Origin of the sequence: Morganella sp. TYF_1, assembly GCF_043105645.1 — a bacterium.
Taxonomy (GTDB): Bacteria; Pseudomonadota; Gammaproteobacteria; order Enterobacterales; family Enterobacteriaceae; genus Morganella; species Morganella morganii_B.
Genome location: NZ_JBICLU010000026.1, coordinates 676,356 through 696,117, shown reverse-complemented (window position 1 = coordinate 696,117; position 19,762 = coordinate 676,356). Strand labels below are relative to the sequence as shown.

Genomic DNA, 19,762 nt, shown 5'->3' with positions numbered 1-19,762 from the left:
GTCGTCAGCCGGTATGCGGTCAGTGCGCTTTATCTTCACTGACGGAAGATTGCAGGGCACGGGCGAAGGATTCAGCAATATGAGCGCGTTGTGACGGCGCAACACTGGTATTGATGAGATTGGTCACCATATTTCCTAACACCATAAGAGACAGGTCAGTCGGTGTCCGGTTTTTTTCCAGTACACTGACCAGCTCAGCCAGTAATTTTTCAACGTGTTCATCACTGTAGCGGGATGATTGCGGCATAAACGTAGATATCCTGATTGTACAAAGCTCTATATCATAACTGATGAGCGTTCGTATTTCTGCTTTTTGCGGAAAATTATTTCAATTATGGATCCGGTTACGCAGGGAATACGTCATTTTCAGTATGCACGCCGCGGATTATCCTGTCTTGTCACATTCTCCTGTCATTGTGACTTGCGCACAGATTGCAACGGTGTTTGAATACGCGCAAACGAGGCCGAAGGAGTAAAAGATGAGTCTGGATATCATTCAGATTGCGTTACATCAGCTGATTAAACGCGATGAACAGACACTGGAAGTGGTGCTGCGGGACACACCACTGGAAAAGACCGCCATTGTTGAGGAAATGATGGCTGAACTGCACCGGGTCTACAGTGCGAAAAGCAAAGCGTACGGTGTGTTTAATGAAGAGAGTGAGCTGTCTGCCGCACTGCGCCTGCAGCGGCAGGGCGAGGAAGAATTTCACGCCTTTACCCGTGCGGCAACCGTCCGCCTGAAGGATGAACTGGCAAAATACCCGTTTGCCCAGGGCGGTGTGGTGTTGTTTGCCCATTACCGTTATCTGGCGGTGGAATATCTGCTGGTCGCGGTACTCGACAACTGCCAGAGCATGCTGGTCAATGAGAGCCTGGAACTTAACAGCACCCATTATCTGGATATTCCGCATGCGGATATTATCGCCCGTATTGACCTGACCGAATGGGAAACCAATCCGGAATCCAGCCGTTACCTGACGTTCCTCAAAGGCCGGGTCGGGCGCAAAGTGTCCGATTTCTTTATGGATTTCCTCGGTGCCGCAGAAGGCTTTAATGCCAAAATCCAGAACAAAGGCCTGCTACAGGCGCTGGATGATTACTGTGAGGAAGCACAGGCGGACAAACAGGAGCGTCAGTCTTACCGCAAACAGGTATTTGATTACTGCACGGAGCAGTTACAGAGCGGTGAAGAGATTCAGCTGACAGAGCTGTCTGCGGAACTGCCGCCGCTGGGTGAGCAGAGCTTTGCGCAGTTTACTCAGGAAAAAGAGTACGGGCTGGAGGATTCTTTCCCGGCCGATCGCAGCACATTGCGTCAGCTGACAAAATTTGCCGGCAGCGGCGGCGGGCTGACCATTAATTTTGATGCGATGTTACTGGGTGAGCGGATTTTCTGGGATGCGGCCACGGATACCCTGACGATTAAAGGGACACCGCCGAACCTGCGGGATCAGTTACAGCGCCGTGGTAATAAAGGATAGTGAGAGCAGAAATAAATAACGCCGCAAAAGCGGCGTTATTTACTCGGCGTCCCGATTAAAGCTCGATAGGTGGCGTAATTAAGCGCGCAGGAAATCGATGTGTGTCAGTTTTGGCTTGAACGGATGACGCTGTACAGCCTGTACTTTCACTTTGGTTTCTTTACCATCGATAACCAGGTTCAGAACTTCGTAAAATTCTGGTTTAGCTTCCTGGTTGATCAGGACGTCGTGGTCCAGTTCGATGGAAACAGGTTCCTGGTTGCCACCATAAACGATAGCAGGGAACTTGTTTGCGCGGCGCAGGCGGCGGCTCGCACCCTTACCCTGCTCTTTACGTAATTCAGCATTGATAGTTAACATAGCTTTTCTCTTTAACAAGAGTAAAAAAAATCTTTGCTACAGGCGACCCAGCAGCAAAGTCGGTATTTGGCTTCAGCAGGGTTACCCGTGATGAAGCGGCGTGCATTTTACCGAAAATGCGGACAAACGGCAAACGAAACCCGGCATAAAACCCAAAAAGCAGCACGCCGGGTCAGGCCAGACTGTCGGATTTGCGGAATCGGCCCTGATAATCAAAGATTTTTTCGCGGATTTGCCAGTAGTTCTCTTTTTTGCGTGAGACAACAAAATCCGGGTAACGCAGCAGCACCTGCTGACGGATAACCGATTCCGCATCCTGCCACTGAAACGGCACGCCGGGGGCACGCAAATGTTGTGCCAGAAACTGTTTTTCAAAGACAAAACGCTGTGCCGGGGTGGTCAGGCGGAAACGCTCACTGACGGTGGTGCCGTCTTCATCGTAATAATTGATAGTCAGCCATTCACCGCGATTATCCTGCCCGGCAGAAAGCGCCATACCACCACAGCGCAGCACCAGCGCATCTTTCAGGCGCAGCGCGGCTTTCAGCATATCATCCGGGTCACTGAGGACTTCATCACAGTGGCTGCAGCGCCGGGCGGCAATATCATTTTCCCCGTTACAGGACGGGCAGAGTTTAAAACGGAAACGGAAATCACACTGATGACGGGCGGATTCATCATCCGCATCAATAATTCCCTGACAGCGGCGGCCGTAGTGTTCGATGATATGTCCGTCGTCGGTACATAATCCCCAGAACAGGTTGGCAAAACCGCATAACGGGCAGAACACCTGTACCAGCTGGCTTTTGCTGTTCGGTTTATGATTGCCGACTTCCGGCATATAGAGGTCATGCGGGTTTCCGGCGTAATCGAGGATCAGACACTCCGTTTTCCCGGGAGACAGACGCAGGCCGCGCCCTGCAATTTGCTGGTAGAGGCTGACAGACTCTGTCGGGCGCAGAATGGCTATCACATCCACATGCGGGGCATCAAACCCAGTGGTGAGCACGGAAACGTTGACCAGATAATGCAGCTCCCGCGCTTTGAAATTGCGGATAATCGTTTCCCGCTCCGCAGACGGGGTATCCGCACTGACCAGCGCCGCTTCACCCGGTGGCAGCAGTGACACAATTTCCGCCGCGTGCTCCACGGTGGCGGCAAATATCATGCAACCCTGACGGGGCGCGGCATACTCAATGATCTGGCGGACAATACGCGGCGTGATCCGCTTTTGTTTTTTCACTTCCCGTGCCAGTACCTGCGAGTCAAACATCCCGGCGGCGCTGACCGGCACCTGTGAAAAATCATATTGCAGCACCGGCATATCCAGCCGCTGCGGCGGCACCAGATACTGATGGCTGACCATATAACGCAGCGGCAGTTCATAGATACAATCGCGGAAGAAGCATTCATGATCGCCGCGGATCATGCCATGATAGTGATACTGATAGATCCAGCCGCTGCCCAGCCGGTACGGTGTGGCGGTCAGGCCGAGAATGCGCAGGGCCGGGTTATTTTTCTGCAGATGCTGTATCACCTGCTGATACTGACTGTCTTCGCTGAGGCTGATCCGGTGGCACTCATCAATAATCAGCAGGGAAAATTTGCCGTCAAAATCGGCGGTATTACGGGCGACAGACTGCACACTACCGAAAATGACTTTTTGCGAGGACTCTTTTTGTGATAATCCGGCTGAATAGATACCGGCTTCCAGGCCGTAAGCCTGATATTTACTGTGATTCTGCTCCACCAGCTCTTTGACATGTGCCAGCACCAGTACGCGACCGTGTGCCAGTCGCGCCAGTTCGGCGATCACCAGGCTTTTTCCCGCACCGGTGGGCAGAACAATCACCGCAGGCGAGGTATGTTTGCGGAAATAGAGCAGGGTGGCATCAACAGCCTCCTGCTGATAAGGTCGCAGGGTAAACGTCACAGAAACTCCGGCGGAACAGACAAAATCAGGGTGTCAGCATATCACACTTTAGGCGCGACAATTGACTGCATGACGGCGGATAAACAGCGGAAGCGCCGTCAGAAAGGCGCTGTGATGTTGATAGTTTGTTGTTATAATGATTACCGTGGTTATTATCGAACCAAATTCTTTCATTTTATCTGCTTATCAGCCGGCAGGATGCTGCGGGCGCGTCAGGTTTAAGAGACATTCATGCGATTAGATAAATTTCTTGCCCATCAGATGGGCATCAGCCGGAACCTTGTGGCGAGAGAGCTGCGTGCGGGGAGGGTGACTGTGGATGGTGATGTCGTGAAAAACGGCGCACTGAAGGTCAGCGCGGAGAACGAAGTGGCTTATGACGGTAATGTGATGACACATGTGACCGGGCCGCGCTATTTTATGCTGAATAAACCGCAGGGCTATGTCTGCTCAACGGATGACCCGGTAAACCCGACGATTCTTTATTTTATCGATGAACCGGTTGCCCATAAACTGCATGCCGCCGGACGGCTGGATATTGATACCACCGGGCTTGTGCTGATGACTGATGACGGGCAGTGGTCGCACCGTATCACCTCACCGAAACATCATTGCGAGAAAACCTACCGTGTCACCCTGGCTGAGCCGGTGGCGGATACGACTGCCGCGCTGTTTGAGCAGGGTGTGATGCTTAACGGTGAACAGCACCCGACCAAACCGGCAACACTTGAGATTATCACCGCGCAGGATGTGCGGCTGACGATTTCCGAAGGGCGCTATCATCAGGTCAAACGTATGTTTGCCGCTGCCGGTAACCATGTGGATGCGCTGCACCGCGAGCGTATCGGCGGCATTGTGCTGGATGACAGCCTGGAACCGGGGGAATACCGCCCGCTGACTGATGAGGAAATTCAGTCGGTTCTCTGAATACCTTTTTTACTGAATCCAATACGGAGTAACAGGCGTGCAAGTGCAACGTTCGGCCTATTTCGGCCTGATTTTTATCCTGGGGCTGTTATCGATGCTGATGCCGCTGGCTATCGATATGTATCTGCCAAGCATGCCGACCATCGCCCGTGACTTTGGTGTCACTGAAGGTGATGTCCAGATGACACTCAACAGCTACCTGATCGGGTTTGCCGCCGGGCAGCTGGTGTACGGCCCGATGGCGGATGCGCTCGGCCGCAAGCCGGTGATCCTCGGGGGAACGCTGATTTTCGCGCTGGCTTCCGCCGGGTGTGCAATGTCGCAGGATATCGGTACCTTTATCGGGATGCGCGGGCTGCACGGCTTTGCAGCGGCAGCGGCAAGTGTGGTGATCAACGCCCTGATGCGCGATATGTTCACCAAAGATGAATTTTCCCGCAGTATGTCGTTTGTGGTGCTGGTGATGACCGTGGCACCGCTGCTGGCACCGATCATGGGCGGCATGATGATGTTGTGGTTCAGCTGGCATGCGATTTTCTGGACTATCATGATTGCCGCGCTGATCGCCGCGCTGCTGGTGCTGTTCTTTATCCGCGAAACCCTGCCGAAAGCGCGGCGTCAGCCGTTCCGGCTGCGGATCATGCTTGGTCAGTTTGTCACACTCTTCCGTCAGAAGCGGGTGCTGTGTTATATGGTGGCATCCGGTTTTTCCTTTGCCGGGATGTTCTCGTTTTTATCCGCCGGGTCATTTGTTTACATTCAGCTTTACGGGCTGACGGAGCTGGAATTCGGTTACTGCTTCGCGCTGAATATTGTTTTTCTCTTTATTATGACCACCATTAACAGCCGTTATGTCCGCCGCTTCGGGGCACTGAATATGCTGCGCACCGGGCTGGTGGTGCAATTGCTGGCGGGATGCTGGCTGGTACTGGCGGCATCCGCCGATCTCGGCTTTGTGGCGGTGATGATAGGTGTGGCCTGCTATGTGGGAAATATCGCTATGATCACATCGAATGCCATGGCGGTGATTCTGGATGATTATCCGCATATGGCCGGAACGGCATCATCACTGGCCGGGGTGCTGCGGTTTGGTATCGGTGCCGGTGTCGGTGCGGTGGTGGCTTCGTTTAATATGACAACCGTCTGGCCGATGATTGGTGCAATGGCGCTTTGTATTCTGGTTGCTGCCTCACTGGTGCTGTACGCACGGCGTTTCGCCTGATTTCCATTCTCTGCTGCCGGTCCGGATGTTTCCGGGCCGGTCATTTCGGCAATATCAGTAATAGTCGAATGATTACCCCGGATAACGATCCCGTCATCGTCTGGTTGATCTGAATCATGAAAAGTTACATTGATGTAAATTTTATTTCATGACAGAAAGTAATGCATAATACTGTATGTGTTCCTCTTAATTGTATAATCAGCTGATATTTCATCGTATTTAAGGGTAAGTCAGTTGTTGCAATACGGAATTATATCCTTATTCAGTCAATTTCAGCTATATGATATAAAATAAACCAGTTGAGAATCTTAACAAAACAGTATACAAATAGAGGCAATTGGATTGATGATGTTAACATCCGGCGAAAAAACACATTGTGTTTTATTACCGGATCGGGAGTAAATCACCGGTGTTTTATCATCCGTGAACACAGAATGTTCGTTAATTCCGAGGGATTGGGTCGGAAATTTTATTTCAGATGATTCACCGGCACAGTATGACAGGATAATAGTGTGAATAGTAATGCGCTTTCAGTAGTTTCCCGCCTGCCACAGCATTACCGGCTTGCCGGTCATGATAACGGCCGCCGGTTAGAGGCGTTACCGGAATCGTTGCAGAGCAGGGAAGACAGCCTGACCGGTTTGAAATTACTGAGTCACGGCCACCACTCAACATATGATGCATTGTGCGCCATCCGGTCGCACCTGGAAGGGTTGCAGATTGACAGCCTGATCCTGACCTGGGAAGGGGAGCCGTGCCTGTTTTTACACAGTGATGATGAAAGTACCGCACTGTGTGCCCTGAAAATGGCCGGGGCGGCCATTGCAGAGAATATTTCTGCCCGTTACCCGTTCTGATGTGCTGCTTAACCGGTTTGCATAACGGGCGCTGAGAAAATTCAGAGATAAAAAAAGCTTCCTGAAAGGGAAGCTTTTTCTTTTTAAATAATACACTGCAAGGGAGTGAATGTATTATTTAATTAAACGGCGTCCGTCGTAATAACGGTTGTTCCAGTATTTATCCGTCATGTTTGAGACGATAACACCGTTTGATGTGGATGCGTGGACAAATTTGTCATTACCGACATAGATACCGACATGGCGCTGACGTTTTCCGGTTTTAAATAACACCAGGTCGCCGGCCTGTAATTTAGCGCGTTTTACGCTGGTGCCGACAGTCTGCTGTTCTGCGGTTGAACGCGGCAGTTCCATACCGAACTGGTCGAGGAAAGTCTGACGGACAAACGCGGAGCAATCAATACCCGTACGGGTAGTGCCGCCGAGACGGTAAGCAACGCCTTTCCAGCTGGCATACTGAGACATCAGTCTGGATTTTACATCGGCATTATTGACTAACTGTTCGAATTCATCCTGAGACGCTTGCAAGATAAAACCGTTTGTACGGGTTTCAGATTGAACTTGACGGGCTGAATTTGGAGATGTGCTGCATGCTGACAATGTCGCCGCGATAATCAATGCCGGAACAATCCGGGTGATATATCTCAGAATAGGTTGAGATGTGACCATGTGTGAGTTTTCCCTTGCAGTCCTTATGTGACAAGCGTCACTTTAAAAAAAACAAAACATATCAACACTAATTAAATCTGCGTATATGCACAATATGTTTATTCTGAAAACGTGCGGAACAACACGTTTAATATCCATGAACAATTACTGAGGAAAGGTTAATCCGCCACCCGTAAAGGCCTTATTATCGGTGAAATTAATCAATTCCTAATAATCGGACGGATTGATACTACATAAAGGTGTAGGAAATGGCGAGGGAAAAAGCCGGTTATTTACAAAACCTTAAATACACCGGCAAAACCATCAGAATGTGATGTCAAATATGTTTCACTAATGTGAATTTTTCTTTGTCATATCGGCCGGACGGGGCATACGGCGTACCAGAAAATTGACACACCAATCACTCAGCGGTGTCAGTAAAATCCAGGGGACTGTAATGAGTGCCAGTGACAGTGAACCGGCCATGATATCGCTGAACCAATGTGCACCGGCCATTATCCTGGGTAAGGAAAAGATAATGATCAGTAAAACCGCCGCCGCAAAATAACGCAATCCGGCATAACGCCAGACAAAAGCGGCAAAAATGATCAGCATCAGTCCGTGGTCGCCCGGAAAGCTGCTTTTTGAGGCATCTTTTGTAAAGATCCCGGTAATCTCGCTGACACGATGAACAGAATCCAGTGCCAGTGTCGGGCTGAGGCGGTTAAAAGGAATTGCCTGTCCGGCCTGATTAATCAGTACCGCACTTATTACCATGACAACACCTGCCATTACCAGACGGCGTTTCCCGGCGCGGTCCTGCCTGCGGAAAGCCGCGTAATAAACCAGTCCCATCAGAAGAAGTGCAGCGGTATCAAACGCCCGATTATTGATGACGGCAATAAAGACAGCCAATGAATGCTGATCGGCGAGCGGATCATTGAAAAAACGGAAGATGGCGTGATCAGGCTCTGCCCACAGGCCGTGGTCAACCGGAAGGTACCAGGAAAGGAACAGCAGGGTACCGGCGAGACTGATAAAAAGCGGATATAGAATACGTTGCACGATGGTGATTTAACCTGTTTATAACATATGTAAAGCAGCCATAAGCTGTCTTTTATAGTCTGTCAGGAAAACAGACACCGTGTTTTACAAAAAAAGGGGAAAATAGGTATTAATTTTATGTGTAATTTGCCGTATAGAATAGGCAGGCTATAATTTTTCTAAAGAAGAATTTTAAGATAATAAGAACGTGTAAGTGTCATCATATGGGATAACCGGGAATATAATACTTGATGATATGATCTGAGCACGTCGTTTATTATGTCGCAGTTAAAGATTACTGACTTATTGTCGATAAAGAATAAGCGAATATTTTTCATCCCGGCAGTAAAACGGACTGCCTCCGGGAATACTTATCCGAAGAGGTATGTTATGAAAAAGTTACAGTTCTTTATCACGGCCGCTGGTTTACTGATGAGCAGTTTTGCTGTTGCAGCTGAAAGTAAAGGCCAGTCTGCATCCGGTGTGATTATTTTCCACGGTGCGATTGTTGAAGGCCCCTGCACAATGGACTTTCAGACGAATGACATCAGTTCCCGCTGTTACCGTTCCGGAATGAAAAAAGAACGGCTGAATACTCAGACCATTACCCGTGATACCCGGTCAGTGTCCGATCTGATACCGGCTAATATGGGCGATGCAAAACTCCACTGGCTGGATGACAGTAAGCAGCTCGCTATGGTTGTTGTCAGTTATCTGTAATACAGACAGAGAATCACCATTCATGCATGCAGAGGAAACCGGAAAAATCGTGTGATGCATCACACCACGATATCGGTTTCCTCTTCTTTTTTTGTGCCGGGCGCGTTATAACAGGTACAGCGGTAACGTTAACACGCTGGTCGTCAATCCGACGAAACAACAGTGAGGTGCCTGTGATGAATCATCTTAAGGCTATTTTCAGCGGTATGTTGTTAAGCTTGTCAGTTATCATGCCGGGTGCGGCATCCGGTGTCAGTGAAGGAACGATTCTGTTGTCCGGCAGCGTGGTGAATGCCGCCTGTGAAGTCAGTGTCCTGACAGCGGAAAAACCGCAGAACAGTCAGCCGTCGTTTGAATACCGTTGTCTGCGCAACGGTGAACCCGCGAGTATGCAGGATAATACCGCCGAAGGTGAACTTGCCCGGGGGCGTTTGCCGCAGTCAATGGGGCGCACGTCTTACTCGGTGCTGAATGAAGAGCGTCGTGAAGCGTATCTGCGGGTGGATTATTTCTGAAGGACGGGAAAAGGACGGCGGGTCAGCCGGTCTCCGCAATGTGCAGAAAACCGGTAACCCGGTAACAGGCAGTTTTTACCGGCTGCGGGAATTAATCCGCGCGGCCCATATAACGGCGTTCCGCGATATGAATGCGGATCTTTTCACCGTTACTCAGGTATTCAGGTACCTGAATCACCAGCCCGGTCGGCATGGTTGCCGGTTTGGTCCGCGCACTGGCGGATGCCCCTTTGATGCCGGGGGTGGTTTCAACTATTTCCATATCGACAGTCTGCGGTAACTCCAGCGCCAGCACCTGGCCATCCATTGTCAGTACCTGCATACCCGGCAGGCCTTCCTCAGGAATAAACAGCAGTTCTTCTTCGATCTGATCTTTTTTCAGCGGATACGGCGTGAAGTCTTCATCATCCATAAAGACATACTCATCACCGTCAACATAAGAGAGCTGAACAGCGCGGCGGGTTAAGGTAATGGTCTCGATAATATCATCGCCTTTAAAACGCTCTTCCACTTTCTGACCGGTGCGGACATCAGTAAAACGCATTTTATACAGGGTGCTGGCCCCGCGGGCACTTGGCGTCTGGACATCGATATCTTTGACCATCAGCAGTTTGCCATTATAGCTCACTGCGGTTCCGCGTTTAATTTCATTGGCTTTTGCCATAATTTGTCCCGTTACATAATAAATATCAATAGTAAAGCAGGCCTTAAAGCCTGCGGATTGGCGACAAAATTACTCGCAGTTTTTCCAATGTGCAAGCCCAAATTATCACACCCGCCTGCAGAAATGCAGCGGGTGTGATATCAGGGTGAAATCAGCGGTAAACCGGCAGGAGATCCATCATGGATAAAATATGTGTGACGGCATTGAGAAGTCCGAACAGGATGATAAAGATGATCATCGCATTGCCGCCCGGCACCCGGTAGGCTGCCTGCGGGAAGCGGCGGCGGGTGGCTTTTGCCATCAGCGCCGGGACAATCACCGCCCAGATAGTTGCTGCCAGCCCGGCATAGCCGATGGCATACAGGAACCCGTTCGGGTACAGCACGGCCAGAATCGCCGGCGGAACAAAGGTAAATACGGCGGATTTCAGGCGACCGGTGCCGTTATCCTTAAACTTAAAGAAATCTGCGATATAGTCAAACAGCCCCAGTGACACCCCGAGGAAAGAACTGGCCAGCGCCATATAACTGAAGGCATTGAGTAACTGCACGGTGGTGTCACTGTTGATGGCCGCTTTCATCTGGTTTAACAGCGCGGTGATATTGCCGCCTTCCGCGATAACCTGCTTAAAGTTTTCGCGCGGGACGTTACCCTGGGCGGCCAGCTGCCATAAGATATAGATCACCAGTGAAATCAGGGAGCCGATAAGCAGGCTGCGTACCACGGATTTCGCGTCATTACGGTAATATTTCACCAGGCCCGGCACGTTACCGTGGAAGCCGAATGACGTCAGCAGGAACGGCAGCGCCACCAGCGCATACGGCAGATAGCGGGCTTCCGGCTCCTGTGTGTTAAATAACACCGCGGTTTTCACTTCCGTGATCATACCGCCGGCGGACATCACAAATGCAATCACCATCCCGCCGATAAGAATGGTACACAGGCGGTCAACGGCTTTGGTGGAAATCCAGACAATCACCGCCACCACGGCGGCAAAGAAAATTCCGCTCATTGCCGGGGTGATATTGAGCCCGCGTGCTGCCAGGTTCTCCTGTAACATCGAGCCACCCGCCGAGATATACGCATAGGTCAGAATATAGAGCACAAAAGCAATGGAGAGCCCGTTAATCACTGACCAGCCGTTACCCAGCAGATCTTTGGTAATGGTGTGAAAACTGGAGCCTGACGGATAATTGAGGTTTGCCTCGAGGATCATCAGCCCGGAGGTATACATACAAAACCAGGTGTAAATCAGCAGCAGAACGGAGCCGGTAAACCAGACACCCGCTGTCATCACAGGGATGGAAAACATGCCTGCACCAACAGCGGTACCGGCGATAATCATGGCACCGCCCAGGACGGAAGGGCGTTTGGTTTGTGTTATTGCGTCGCTGCTCATTAAATAAATCCTCCGGTTACTCAGCTCCGTGTACTAGCTTGATGATACGGCGGCAAAAAAAGGTTGTAAAGCAGATAAATTGATAAATCCGCGTAATTGTGTGTGATTGGGTGATAAATGCGCAATTGCCGCCCCGGTATTCAGGTGCGGCATGTAACGGATTATTTTGTCAGATAAAACTGACCGGTCTGCCACAGATGAATGGCGTTGCGGCTGGCTTCAAAATGCGGTTCCGGCAGATTGTCCGGAGAGCACCAGATAATGCCGTCAAATTTATCCGGCTCCTGAATCACCGGCAGCGTATCGCTGTCATAGTGTGCCAGCAGGCAGACAGACACCGTATGCTTGCCTTCTGCCCGGTATGTTTCCAGGTTATTGCACAGCCCGATAACGTTAGGGTCAGTAAGGGTAATGCCGATCTCTTCCTGAATTTCACGGATGGCGCAGGCTTCAAAGGTTTCACCGGGATCAACATGTCCCCCGAAAATGGACCAGTATGGCGCATGCTTGCCGCTGCGTTTACCCAGCAGCACTTCACCTTTGCTGTTGACAATAACCACCCCGGTACCGACGACGACTGACATTATTTTTTCCTTCTTTTTAATCAGATTGCGGGCGCTATGGTACACTGCTGCCCGCCGGAGTGACAGCCTGTCTGTTTTTGACAATATCTTCCTGCAAAATGAATGATTCAGAGCATAGAATATCTGCCTGTCTGTGTTATAACTGAAACGATTCAAAAGCAGCTGTTGTATCATGCTGCATAATATTACTAATGATTATAACCCGTTAGCCAAAAATAACAGAGGGAGCACCCGGCTGATGACCCGTCGAGTCGCCACAATTACCTTAAATCCGGCCTATGACCTTGTGGGGATGTGTCCGTCCCTTGTCCCGGGCGAGGTGAACCGTGTCAGAACGGTCGGGTTACATCCTGCGGGAAAAGGCATTAATGTTGCTAAAGTCCTGAGAGATCTCGGGGTGGACGTGACTGTCAGCGGCTTTCTGGGGAAAGATAATCAGGAAGAATTCCAGCATTTTTTCAGTGAAAACGGGCTGGCAAACCGTTTTCATGTGATCCCGGGACGCACGCGGATCAACGTGAAACTGACCGAAAACAGCGGCTCGGTGACGGATCTGAATTTCTCCGGTTTCCGTATCACCGAAAGCGAATGGCAGAAATTTATGGCGGATTCGCTGACCTGGCTCGGGCAGTTCGATATGGTGGTGGTCAGCGGCAGTTTGCCGGAAGGTGTGGATCCGGCGTGGTTTACCACCTGGATGAGCCGTCTGCGCCAGCTGTGCCCGTGCATTATTTTTGACAGCAGCCGTGAGGCGCTGGTGGCTGGTCTGAAAGCCACGCCGTGGCTGGTGAAGCCCAACCGTCATGAGCTTGAGGTCTGGGCGGGGAAACCGCTGCCGGAACTGAAAGATGTGATTAATGCCGCTCATGCCCTGCGTGATAAAGGCATTGCTCATGTGGTCATTTCGCTGGGACAGGAAGGCGCGCTGTGGGTGAATGCGTCCGGTGCCTGGCGGGCGCTGCCGCCGCATTGTGAGGTGGTGAGTACTGTCGGGGCAGGTGATTCGATGGTCGGCGGCCTGGTATACGGCCTGCTGATGAGTCAGAGCAGCGAACACACGCTGCGGATGGCGACAGCGGTGTCTGCACTGGCCGTGAGCCAGCCCGGCGTCGGTGTCCGTGACCGCGCCGAACTGGCGGCAATGATGGCAAAAATCAAACTCAGCCCGGTGGTATAATCCGGGTTATTTCTCCAGCGATTTCAGCCAGGCAATTTCCTGTGCCCAGATATCGGGATTTACGGTTTCCAGCACCATCGGGATACCGTCGAACCGGTTATCCTTCATAATAAATTCAAACGGCGCATTGCCGATTTTACCCTGACCGAGACTGTCGTGACGGTCAACGCGGCTGGCGAACTCACTTTTTGCATCATTCAGGTGCATGCCCTTCAGATACTCAAACCCGACAATGCGTTCAAAATCCGCAAACGTGGTTTTGCAGGTTTCCGCTGTCCGCAGATCATAGCCGGCAGCAAACGCATGACAGGTATCGATACAGACACCAACGCGGGATTTATCTTCAACACCCTCAATAATGGCGGCCAGCTGCTCAAAGCGGAACCCGAGGTTGCTGCCCTGTCCGGCGGTGTTTTCAATCACGGCAATCACACCGCGGGTTTTATCCAGCGCAATATTAATGGATTCCGCGATCCGCGCCAGACAGGCCTTTTCCTCAATCTTATTGAGGTGGCTGCCGGGATGAAAATTCAGACGGTCGATACCGAGCTGTTCGCAGCGCTGCAATTCATCAAGAAATGCCTCACGTGATTTTTCCAGTGCTTCCGTTTCCGGATGACCGAGGTTAATCAGATAGCTGTCGTGGGGCAGGATCTGCCCGTGGCCGTAGCCGTATTTTTTGCAGTTAGCCTTAAAGGCCGCGATGACGTTTTCAGGCAGGGGGGCGGCTTTCCACTGGCGCTGGTTTTTGGTGAACAGGGCAAATGCGGTTGCCCCCAGTTCATGCGCCCGGATAACCGCCTGATCAACACCACCGGCGGCGCTGACATGTGCTCCGACATATTTCATTGGTTTTTCTCCTTCTTTGGTGCCGATTATGGCATAAGGAACCGGAGAATGCAGTGACAGGATATCCCGGTCGCACAACCGGGATATCACTGAAAGAAAGGGAGGGATGATCAGCCGGTGATCAGCGGGATCAGCAGGTTGATTGCCGCACCACCGCCAATCAGCCAGACGAACAGCACCAGCGCCATCAGCATCGGTTTGATACCGGCCTGACGGATAGCACTGACGTGAGTGGTCAGACCGAGTGCCACCATGGCCATGGCCAGCAGAATGGTATCGAGCACGATAATCTGGCGGACAATAATGTCCGGGATCAGATGGAAGGAGTTAAATCCGGCCACCAGAATAAAGAAGACGGCAAACCACGGAATGGTGATTTTGGATTTTTCCTTCGCCGCGCCCCCGGCACTGCTTTTCTGACGGCTCAGATACTGAGACAGGATCAGCAGGAACGGTGCCAGCATCATCACACGGATCATTTTACTGATCACGGCGCTGTTTTCCGCATCCGGGCTTATGGCATGACCAATCGCCACCACCTGGGCCACTTCATGTACGGAAGACCCGGCATACACCCCGAAACTCATGTCGTTGAACGGCAGCCAGCCCAGTGCGGCATTGAGATGGAACAGCCACGGGTACAGGAAGATGCCGATGGTACCGAAAATCACCACCGTAGAGACTGCAACGGCCACTTTACTTGCCGGGGCTTTCACCACAGGCTCAGTTGCCATCACCGCTGCCGCACCGCAGATACTGCTGCCGGCACCAATCAGAATGACGGTTTCTCTGTCCAGCCCGAACCATTTACGGCCGATATACATGGCGATCAGAAAAGTACTGGTCAGCATCACGGCATCAATAATCACACCGCTGATCCCGACATCAGCAATCTGCTGAAATGTCAGACGGAAGCCGTACAGGATGATCCCCGCCCGTAAAAAATAGTGTTTGGCAAAACCGACCCCGGCTTCGCACTGCGGTTTGATATGCGGGTAAACGGTATTACCGGCAATAATCCCCAGCAGAATAGCCAGTGTCAGTGCGCCCAGCCCGAGGTTGATAAACCAGGGCATTTCCCCGAGCAGCATCGCCGCGGTGGTCAGAATCCCTGCCAGGACAAAGCCCGGAAGCAGTCTCAGCCACTTCGGTTTTGCTGTATGGCAGGCTTTTTCAGATTTGATATGACTTTCAGACATAAGTAACTCACAAAAAGGAATAACGATGGGCAAAGCATAGCGGAAAGCGTAATATTTTTAAAATTGATAATAATTCTATAATTAATCTAAAAATCAGGTTAGCGGTAATGGCAATGTTAAATTATAAGTATAATGTTAATATGATGATAATAATCGGAATGAAATAAGGGAGCGCTTTGCCATGCGCATCACACTGAGACAGCTCGAAGTCTTTACAGAAGTTCAGAAGTCCGGTTCGACGACACAAGCTTCCCAGCAGTTAGCGCTTTCACAGTCCGCCGTGAGTGCCTCTCTGACAGATCTGGAAAATCAGCTGAATGTTCAGTTATTTGACCGGGTCGGTAAACGTCTGGTGACCAATGAGCACGGGCGGCTGCTGTATCCGAAGGCCATTGCTCTGCTTGAGCAGGCCGGTGAAATTGAACAGCTGTTTAAATCCGATGCGGGGGCATTGCGTTTTGCGGCCAGTACCACCATCGGCAACTATATGCTGCCGGAAATGCTGGGGGCATACCGTGCGGTGCATGAAAATACACAGGTTGAATTATTTATCGCCAATACGGAGGAAGTGATTAAAGCCGTGCTGGAGTTCCGTGCGGATATGGGGCTTATCGAAGGGGTCTGCCATTCCCCGGAACTGATTACCGAGCCGTGGCTGGAAGATGAACTGGTGATTTTCTGCAGTCCGGATAACCCGCTCAGTCAGAAAAACAATCTCACTCTGTCTGATCTGAACGATGTGGCCTGGGTTCTGCGTGAGCGCGGCTCGGGTACGCGGGAAGTACTGGATCAGATCCTCTTTAACCGTTTGCCCGGTTTCCGCGTGGAAATGGAGCTGGGGAATTCCGAGGCCGTCAAACACGCGGTACGCTTCGGGCGCGGGGTCAGTTGTCTGTCGCGGCGGGTGATTGCCGAACAGCTGAGTAACGGGCTGCTGTCAGAGGTGAAAATTACCGGGCTTACCCTCAACCGCACACTTTTCCGGATTTATCACCGCCAGAAGCATATCTCCAACGCTCTCAATACCTTCCTGACCTATTGCCGCTGACGCGGCATCTGTTTCTTCTGCCGCCGGTTTCCGGCGGGCAGCTGAGGCAATTATAAGCCGGGTGCTTATAATTCCGCAGCGATTATGCAGGTATCTTATAATGCCGCATATTTGCTGGGTACAGTCCCGGGATTTCGCTACAATCACGCTCAGTGGATGAAAAATAACTACATGAAACAGGATTGTAATGTCTCAGCAAGCAAATCAAAGCGCGGGTGAACAACCGCAGACACTGCGCCGTGAATTAAAGGCGCGCCATCTGGCGATGATCGCCATCGGCGGATCTATCGGTACGGGGCTGTTTGTCGCTTCCGGTGCCACCGTTGCCCAGGCCGGTCCCGGCGGGGCGCTGTTAACCTATGCCATTATCGGTCTGATGGTTTATTTCCTGATGACCAGCCTCGGCGAACTCGCGGCTTATATGCCGGTATCGGGTTCATTTGCCACTTACGGTGCCAAATATGTGGATGAAGGCTTCGGTTTCGCACTGGGCTGGAACTACTGGTACAACTGGGCAGTGACTATCGCGGTTGACCTGGTGGCGGCACAGCTGGTGATGACCTACTGGTTCCCGGCGGATCAGATCCCGGGCTGGGTCTGGAGTGCGGCGTTCCTCGCCATCATGTTCCTGCTTAACTTTATTTCCGTAAAAGGATTCGGTGAGGCGGAATACTGGTTCTCCTTAATTAAGGTCAGTACCGTTATCCTATTTATTGTTGTCGGCGTGATGATGATCACCGGCATTATGAAAGGCGGGGAAGGTGCGGGCTGGCATAACTGGACTGTCGGTGAGGCACCGTTCAAAGGCGGGTTTGCCGCAATGATCGGGGTGGCCATGATTGTCGGCTTCTCCTTCCAGGGAACAGAACTTATCGGTATCGCTGCCGGTGAATCCAAAGATCCGGCCAAAAATATTCCGAAAGCGGTGCGTAAAGTGTTCTGGCGTATCCTGCTGTTCTATGTGCTGGCGATTCTGGTGATCAGCCTGATTATCCCGTACACCGACCCGAACCTGCTGCGTAATGATGAAACCGATATCAGCGTCAGCCCGTTCACCCTGGTCTTTGAACGCGCCGGTCTGCTCTCTGCGGCAGCGGTGATGAACGCCGTTATCCTGACAGCAGTACTGTCTGCGGGTAACTCCGGGATGTATGCCTCCACCCGTATGCTGTACACCCTGGCGAAATCCGGCAAAGCACCGAAACTGTTTGCCAAACTGTCCAAAGGCGGTGTGCCGCGTAATGCGCTGATTGCCACGACGGTGATCGCCGCTCTCTGCTTCCTGACATCGATGTTCGGCAACCAGTCTGTATACCTGTGGCTGCTGAATGCCTCGGGGATGACCGGCTTTATCGCCTGGCTGGGGATTGCCATCAGCCACTACCGTTTCCGCAGAGGCTACATTAAGCAGGGCTATGACCTGAACGATCTGCCGTACCGCTCCGGTTTCTTCCCGGTCGGCCCGATCTTCGCCTTTATTCTGTGTCTGACCATCACGCTCGGCCAGAATTACGAAGCCTTCCTGCAGGATCAGATTGACTGGGTGGGGGTGGTCGCGACGTATATCGGTCTGCCGCTGTTCTTCGCCATCTGGTTTGGTTATAAAATTGTTAAGCGTACTAAGTTTGTCCGCTACGGCGAAATGGACTTTCCGGCCAGCCATAAATAAGGCTGTGTGACCCGGTTTTGTGACATATCACGTAAATTGATAAAAAACCTGACGATATTGGTCAGGTTTTTTTTATGTTTGTCGTTACCGATTTTGCGGGGGTATCCTCGGGTTGAAACTGCATTTATCCGTTAAGTCAGTTGTTTTAACTATCAATAACAGACATTGCTTGCTGATTATATTTCGATATATCGTTACAACCCGATGATAACGAATATTGTAATGAGGAAGATAATTATTCCATATTGATAAGAGTTCTTATTTGCTTTATTGTTAACGCCAATTTCTGACAGATAACAGGAGTCGGTAACGTGAAATTAGTATCTGTAGCAAAAGGGCTGACCATGAGCCTGGCAGCAGGGGCTGTTCTGATGAGCAGCGCAGCATGGGCGGAAACAGTGGTTGATGCCGCAGGACGTACGGTGGAAGTACCGGAAAAAGTGGAGCGCATCCTGTTAGGGGAAGGGCGTATGATCCACGCAGTGGCTCTGCTGGAAGGGGACAAACCGCTGGCACGTATTGCCGGCTGGCAGGGGGATTTCCGCAAACTCGACCCGCAGTCTTATGCTGTCTACAAAGCTAAATTCCCGGAAATCGACAAGATCCCGCTGATCGGTAACACGACAGAGGACAGCGTCAGTGCAGAAAAAGTATTAACCCTCAATCCGGATGTGGCTATTTTCGGCCTGGCCGGTCACGGACCGGGTAAAAACAGCGAACTGGTCGGTCAGCTGGAAAAAGCCGGTATCCCGGTTGTGTTTGTGGATTTCCGCAACGAACCGCTGAAAAACACCCTGCCGGGTATGCGTGTGCTGGGTAAAGTGCTGCACCGCGAAGAAAAAGCCAAAGCCTTTGAAGATTTTTATCAGAAGCAGATGAAGTTAGTCACTGACGTGACAGACAACATCCCGGAAGATAAAAAACCGACTGTGTTTATCGATCTGCGCGCCGGGTCTTTCCCTGACTGCTGCGGTACTGCCGGTAACGGTAACCTCGGTAACTTTATCGATGTGGCGGGCGGTAAAAATATCGCCAAAGACGTTCTGCCGACCCCGCTGGGCACCATGAACCTGGAAAAAGTGATTGCGGTTGATCCGGATATTTATCTGGTCAGCGGCGCGAAAGCCCCGGGCAGCACCGATGCGGGTGTTCAGCTGGGTGCGCAGGCCACAGAAGCGGATGCCAAAACCAGCCTGAAAGCCATTACTGAGCGTAAGGGCATCAATACCCTGACCGCAGTGAAAGAAGGGCGTGACTATGCTATCTGGCACAACTATTATAACTCACCTTATAACGTGATTGCCGCGCAGGTCTTTGCCAAGTGGTTCTATCCGGAGCAGTTTAACGATCTGGATCCGAAGAAAACCATGGATGACATGTACAGTCAGTTCCTGGCTGTCGAACCAACAGGTACATACTGGGTCAGCGGTAAATAATTTTAAGTAGTCAGCAGGTATTTGAAT

At 51.3% G+C, this 19,762-nt stretch carries 20 protein-coding genes; 10 read left to right on the top strand and 10 right to left on the bottom strand.

The genetic code is table 11. From position 1 onward, the window contains the following. Positions 1 to 19: 19 nt before the first annotated feature. Positions 20 to 247, bottom strand: coding sequence for a YejL family protein (locus ACF8OF_RS16620; protein WP_004238019.1), 228 nt, complete (start codon positions 245 to 247; stop codon positions 20 to 22). Between the two features lie 232 nt (positions 248 to 479). Here ACF8OF_RS16620 and yejK point away from each other — a divergent pair, with 232 nt between their 5' ends. Continuing rightward, complete coding sequence (yejK, locus tag ACF8OF_RS16615; protein ID WP_025152633.1) at positions 480 to 1,484, top strand: nucleoid-associated protein YejK; 1,005 nt, start codon at positions 480 to 482, stop codon at positions 1,482 to 1,484. Positions 1,485 to 1,562: 78 nt separating this feature from the next. Here yejK and rplY read toward each other — a convergent pair whose 3' ends face one another. Then, positions 1,563 to 1,844, bottom strand: coding sequence for a 50S ribosomal protein L25 (gene rplY / locus ACF8OF_RS16610; protein WP_004238022.1), 282 nt, complete (start codon positions 1,842 to 1,844; stop codon positions 1,563 to 1,565). Positions 1,845 to 2,016: 172 nt separating this feature from the next. Beyond that, a complete protein-coding gene (locus ACF8OF_RS16605; RefSeq protein WP_392497163.1) occupies positions 2,017 to 3,777 on the bottom strand; it encodes a DEAD/DEAH box helicase in 1,761 nt (586 codons plus the stop codon). A gap of 231 nt (positions 3,778 to 4,008) precedes the next feature. Here ACF8OF_RS16605 and rsuA point away from each other — a divergent pair, with 231 nt between their 5' ends. From rsuA to ACF8OF_RS16590, 3 genes are all read left to right on the top strand, one after another. Beyond that, complete coding sequence (gene rsuA / locus ACF8OF_RS16600; protein WP_392497162.1) at positions 4,009 to 4,704, top strand: 16S rRNA pseudouridine(516) synthase RsuA; 696 nt, start codon at positions 4,009 to 4,011, stop codon at positions 4,702 to 4,704. 37 nt (positions 4,705 to 4,741) lie between these two features. Next, positions 4,742 to 5,926 carry a Bcr/CflA family multidrug efflux MFS transporter gene (locus tag ACF8OF_RS16595; protein WP_262859773.1) on the top strand — a complete coding sequence of 395 codons (1,185 nt, stop codon included), beginning with the start codon at positions 4,742 to 4,744 and terminating at the stop codon, positions 5,924 to 5,926. A 512-nt stretch (positions 5,927 to 6,438) separates the two neighbouring features. Next, complete coding sequence (locus ACF8OF_RS16590; RefSeq protein ID WP_262859774.1) at positions 6,439 to 6,783, top strand: hypothetical protein; 345 nt, start codon at positions 6,439 to 6,441, stop codon at positions 6,781 to 6,783. Between the two features lie 114 nt (positions 6,784 to 6,897). Here the strand turns inward: ACF8OF_RS16590 and mepS are convergent, their stop codons facing one another. Together mepS and ACF8OF_RS16580 are read right to left on the bottom strand one after the other, a co-directional pair. Then, positions 6,898 to 7,452, bottom strand: a complete 555-nt coding sequence (gene mepS, locus ACF8OF_RS16585) for a bifunctional murein DD-endopeptidase/murein LD-carboxypeptidase (protein WP_262859775.1) — start codon at positions 7,450 to 7,452, stop codon at positions 6,898 to 6,900. A 330-nt stretch (positions 7,453 to 7,782) separates the two neighbouring features. Beyond that, positions 7,783 to 8,496 (bottom strand): phosphatase PAP2 family protein, encoded by a 714-nt coding sequence (locus ACF8OF_RS16580; protein ID WP_279798467.1) that lies wholly within the window; start codon positions 8,494 to 8,496, stop codon positions 7,783 to 7,785. Between the two features lie 369 nt (positions 8,497 to 8,865). Here ACF8OF_RS16580 and ACF8OF_RS16575 point away from each other — a divergent pair, with 369 nt between their 5' ends. Both ACF8OF_RS16575 and ACF8OF_RS16570 read left to right on the top strand, forming a co-directional pair. After that, complete coding sequence (locus tag ACF8OF_RS16575; protein ID WP_025152640.1) at positions 8,866 to 9,195, top strand: type 1 fimbrial protein; 330 nt, start codon at positions 8,866 to 8,868, stop codon at positions 9,193 to 9,195. Positions 9,196 to 9,371: 176 nt separating this feature from the next. After that, positions 9,372 to 9,710, top strand: coding sequence for a type 1 fimbrial protein (locus ACF8OF_RS16570; protein ID WP_279798473.1), 339 nt, complete (start codon positions 9,372 to 9,374; stop codon positions 9,708 to 9,710). Between the two features lie 91 nt (positions 9,711 to 9,801). Here the strand turns inward: ACF8OF_RS16570 and yeiP are convergent, their stop codons facing one another. The 3 genes from yeiP to ACF8OF_RS16555 form a co-directional block, all read right to left on the bottom strand. After that, on the bottom strand, positions 9,802 to 10,374 hold the full coding sequence (yeiP, locus tag ACF8OF_RS16565; protein WP_349467708.1) for an elongation factor P-like protein YeiP: 573 nt from the start codon (positions 10,372 to 10,374) through the stop codon (positions 9,802 to 9,804). A 151-nt stretch (positions 10,375 to 10,525) separates the two neighbouring features. Beyond that, complete coding sequence (gene mtr / locus ACF8OF_RS16560) at positions 10,526 to 11,773, bottom strand: tryptophan permease (protein WP_262864721.1); 1,248 nt, start codon at positions 11,771 to 11,773, stop codon at positions 10,526 to 10,528. A gap of 161 nt (positions 11,774 to 11,934) precedes the next feature. After that, positions 11,935 to 12,357: an NUDIX hydrolase gene (locus ACF8OF_RS16555; RefSeq protein ID WP_279798476.1), complete on the bottom strand. Its 423-nt coding sequence runs from the start codon at positions 12,355 to 12,357 to the stop codon at positions 11,935 to 11,937. A gap of 238 nt (positions 12,358 to 12,595) precedes the next feature. Here ACF8OF_RS16555 and fruK point away from each other — a divergent pair, with 238 nt between their 5' ends. Then, entirely contained in the window at positions 12,596 to 13,534 is a 939-nt protein-coding gene (gene fruK, locus ACF8OF_RS16550; RefSeq protein ID WP_072870617.1) for a 1-phosphofructokinase, read from the top strand. A gap of 6 nt (positions 13,535 to 13,540) precedes the next feature. Here fruK and nfo read toward each other — a convergent pair whose 3' ends face one another. Together nfo and ACF8OF_RS16540 are read right to left on the bottom strand one after the other, a co-directional pair. Then, positions 13,541 to 14,383: a deoxyribonuclease IV gene (nfo, locus tag ACF8OF_RS16545; RefSeq protein WP_262882455.1), complete on the bottom strand. Its 843-nt coding sequence runs from the start codon at positions 14,381 to 14,383 to the stop codon at positions 13,541 to 13,543. A gap of 110 nt (positions 14,384 to 14,493) precedes the next feature. Then, positions 14,494 to 15,582, bottom strand: coding sequence for a YeiH family protein (locus tag ACF8OF_RS16540; RefSeq protein WP_392497161.1), 1,089 nt, complete (start codon positions 15,580 to 15,582; stop codon positions 14,494 to 14,496). A 181-nt stretch (positions 15,583 to 15,763) separates the two neighbouring features. On the opposite strand from ACF8OF_RS16540, the gene yieE reads away from it, so the two are divergent. The 3 genes from yieE (at position 15,764) to ACF8OF_RS16525 (ending at position 19,735) form a co-directional block, all read left to right on the top strand. Next, on the top strand, positions 15,764 to 16,630 hold the full coding sequence (gene yieE / locus ACF8OF_RS16535; protein WP_262882453.1) for a DNA-binding transcriptional regulator YeiE: 867 nt from the start codon (positions 15,764 to 15,766) through the stop codon (positions 16,628 to 16,630). Between the two features lie 187 nt (positions 16,631 to 16,817). Continuing rightward, on the top strand, positions 16,818 to 18,299 hold the full coding sequence (locus tag ACF8OF_RS16530; protein WP_143971320.1) for an amino acid permease: 1,482 nt from the start codon (positions 16,818 to 16,820) through the stop codon (positions 18,297 to 18,299). A 344-nt stretch (positions 18,300 to 18,643) separates the two neighbouring features. Then, positions 18,644 to 19,735 carry an ABC transporter substrate-binding protein gene (locus ACF8OF_RS16525; RefSeq protein ID WP_392497362.1) on the top strand — a complete coding sequence of 364 codons (1,092 nt, stop codon included), beginning with the start codon at positions 18,644 to 18,646 and terminating at the stop codon, positions 19,733 to 19,735. The last annotated feature ends 27 nt before the right edge of the window (positions 19,736 to 19,762 follow it).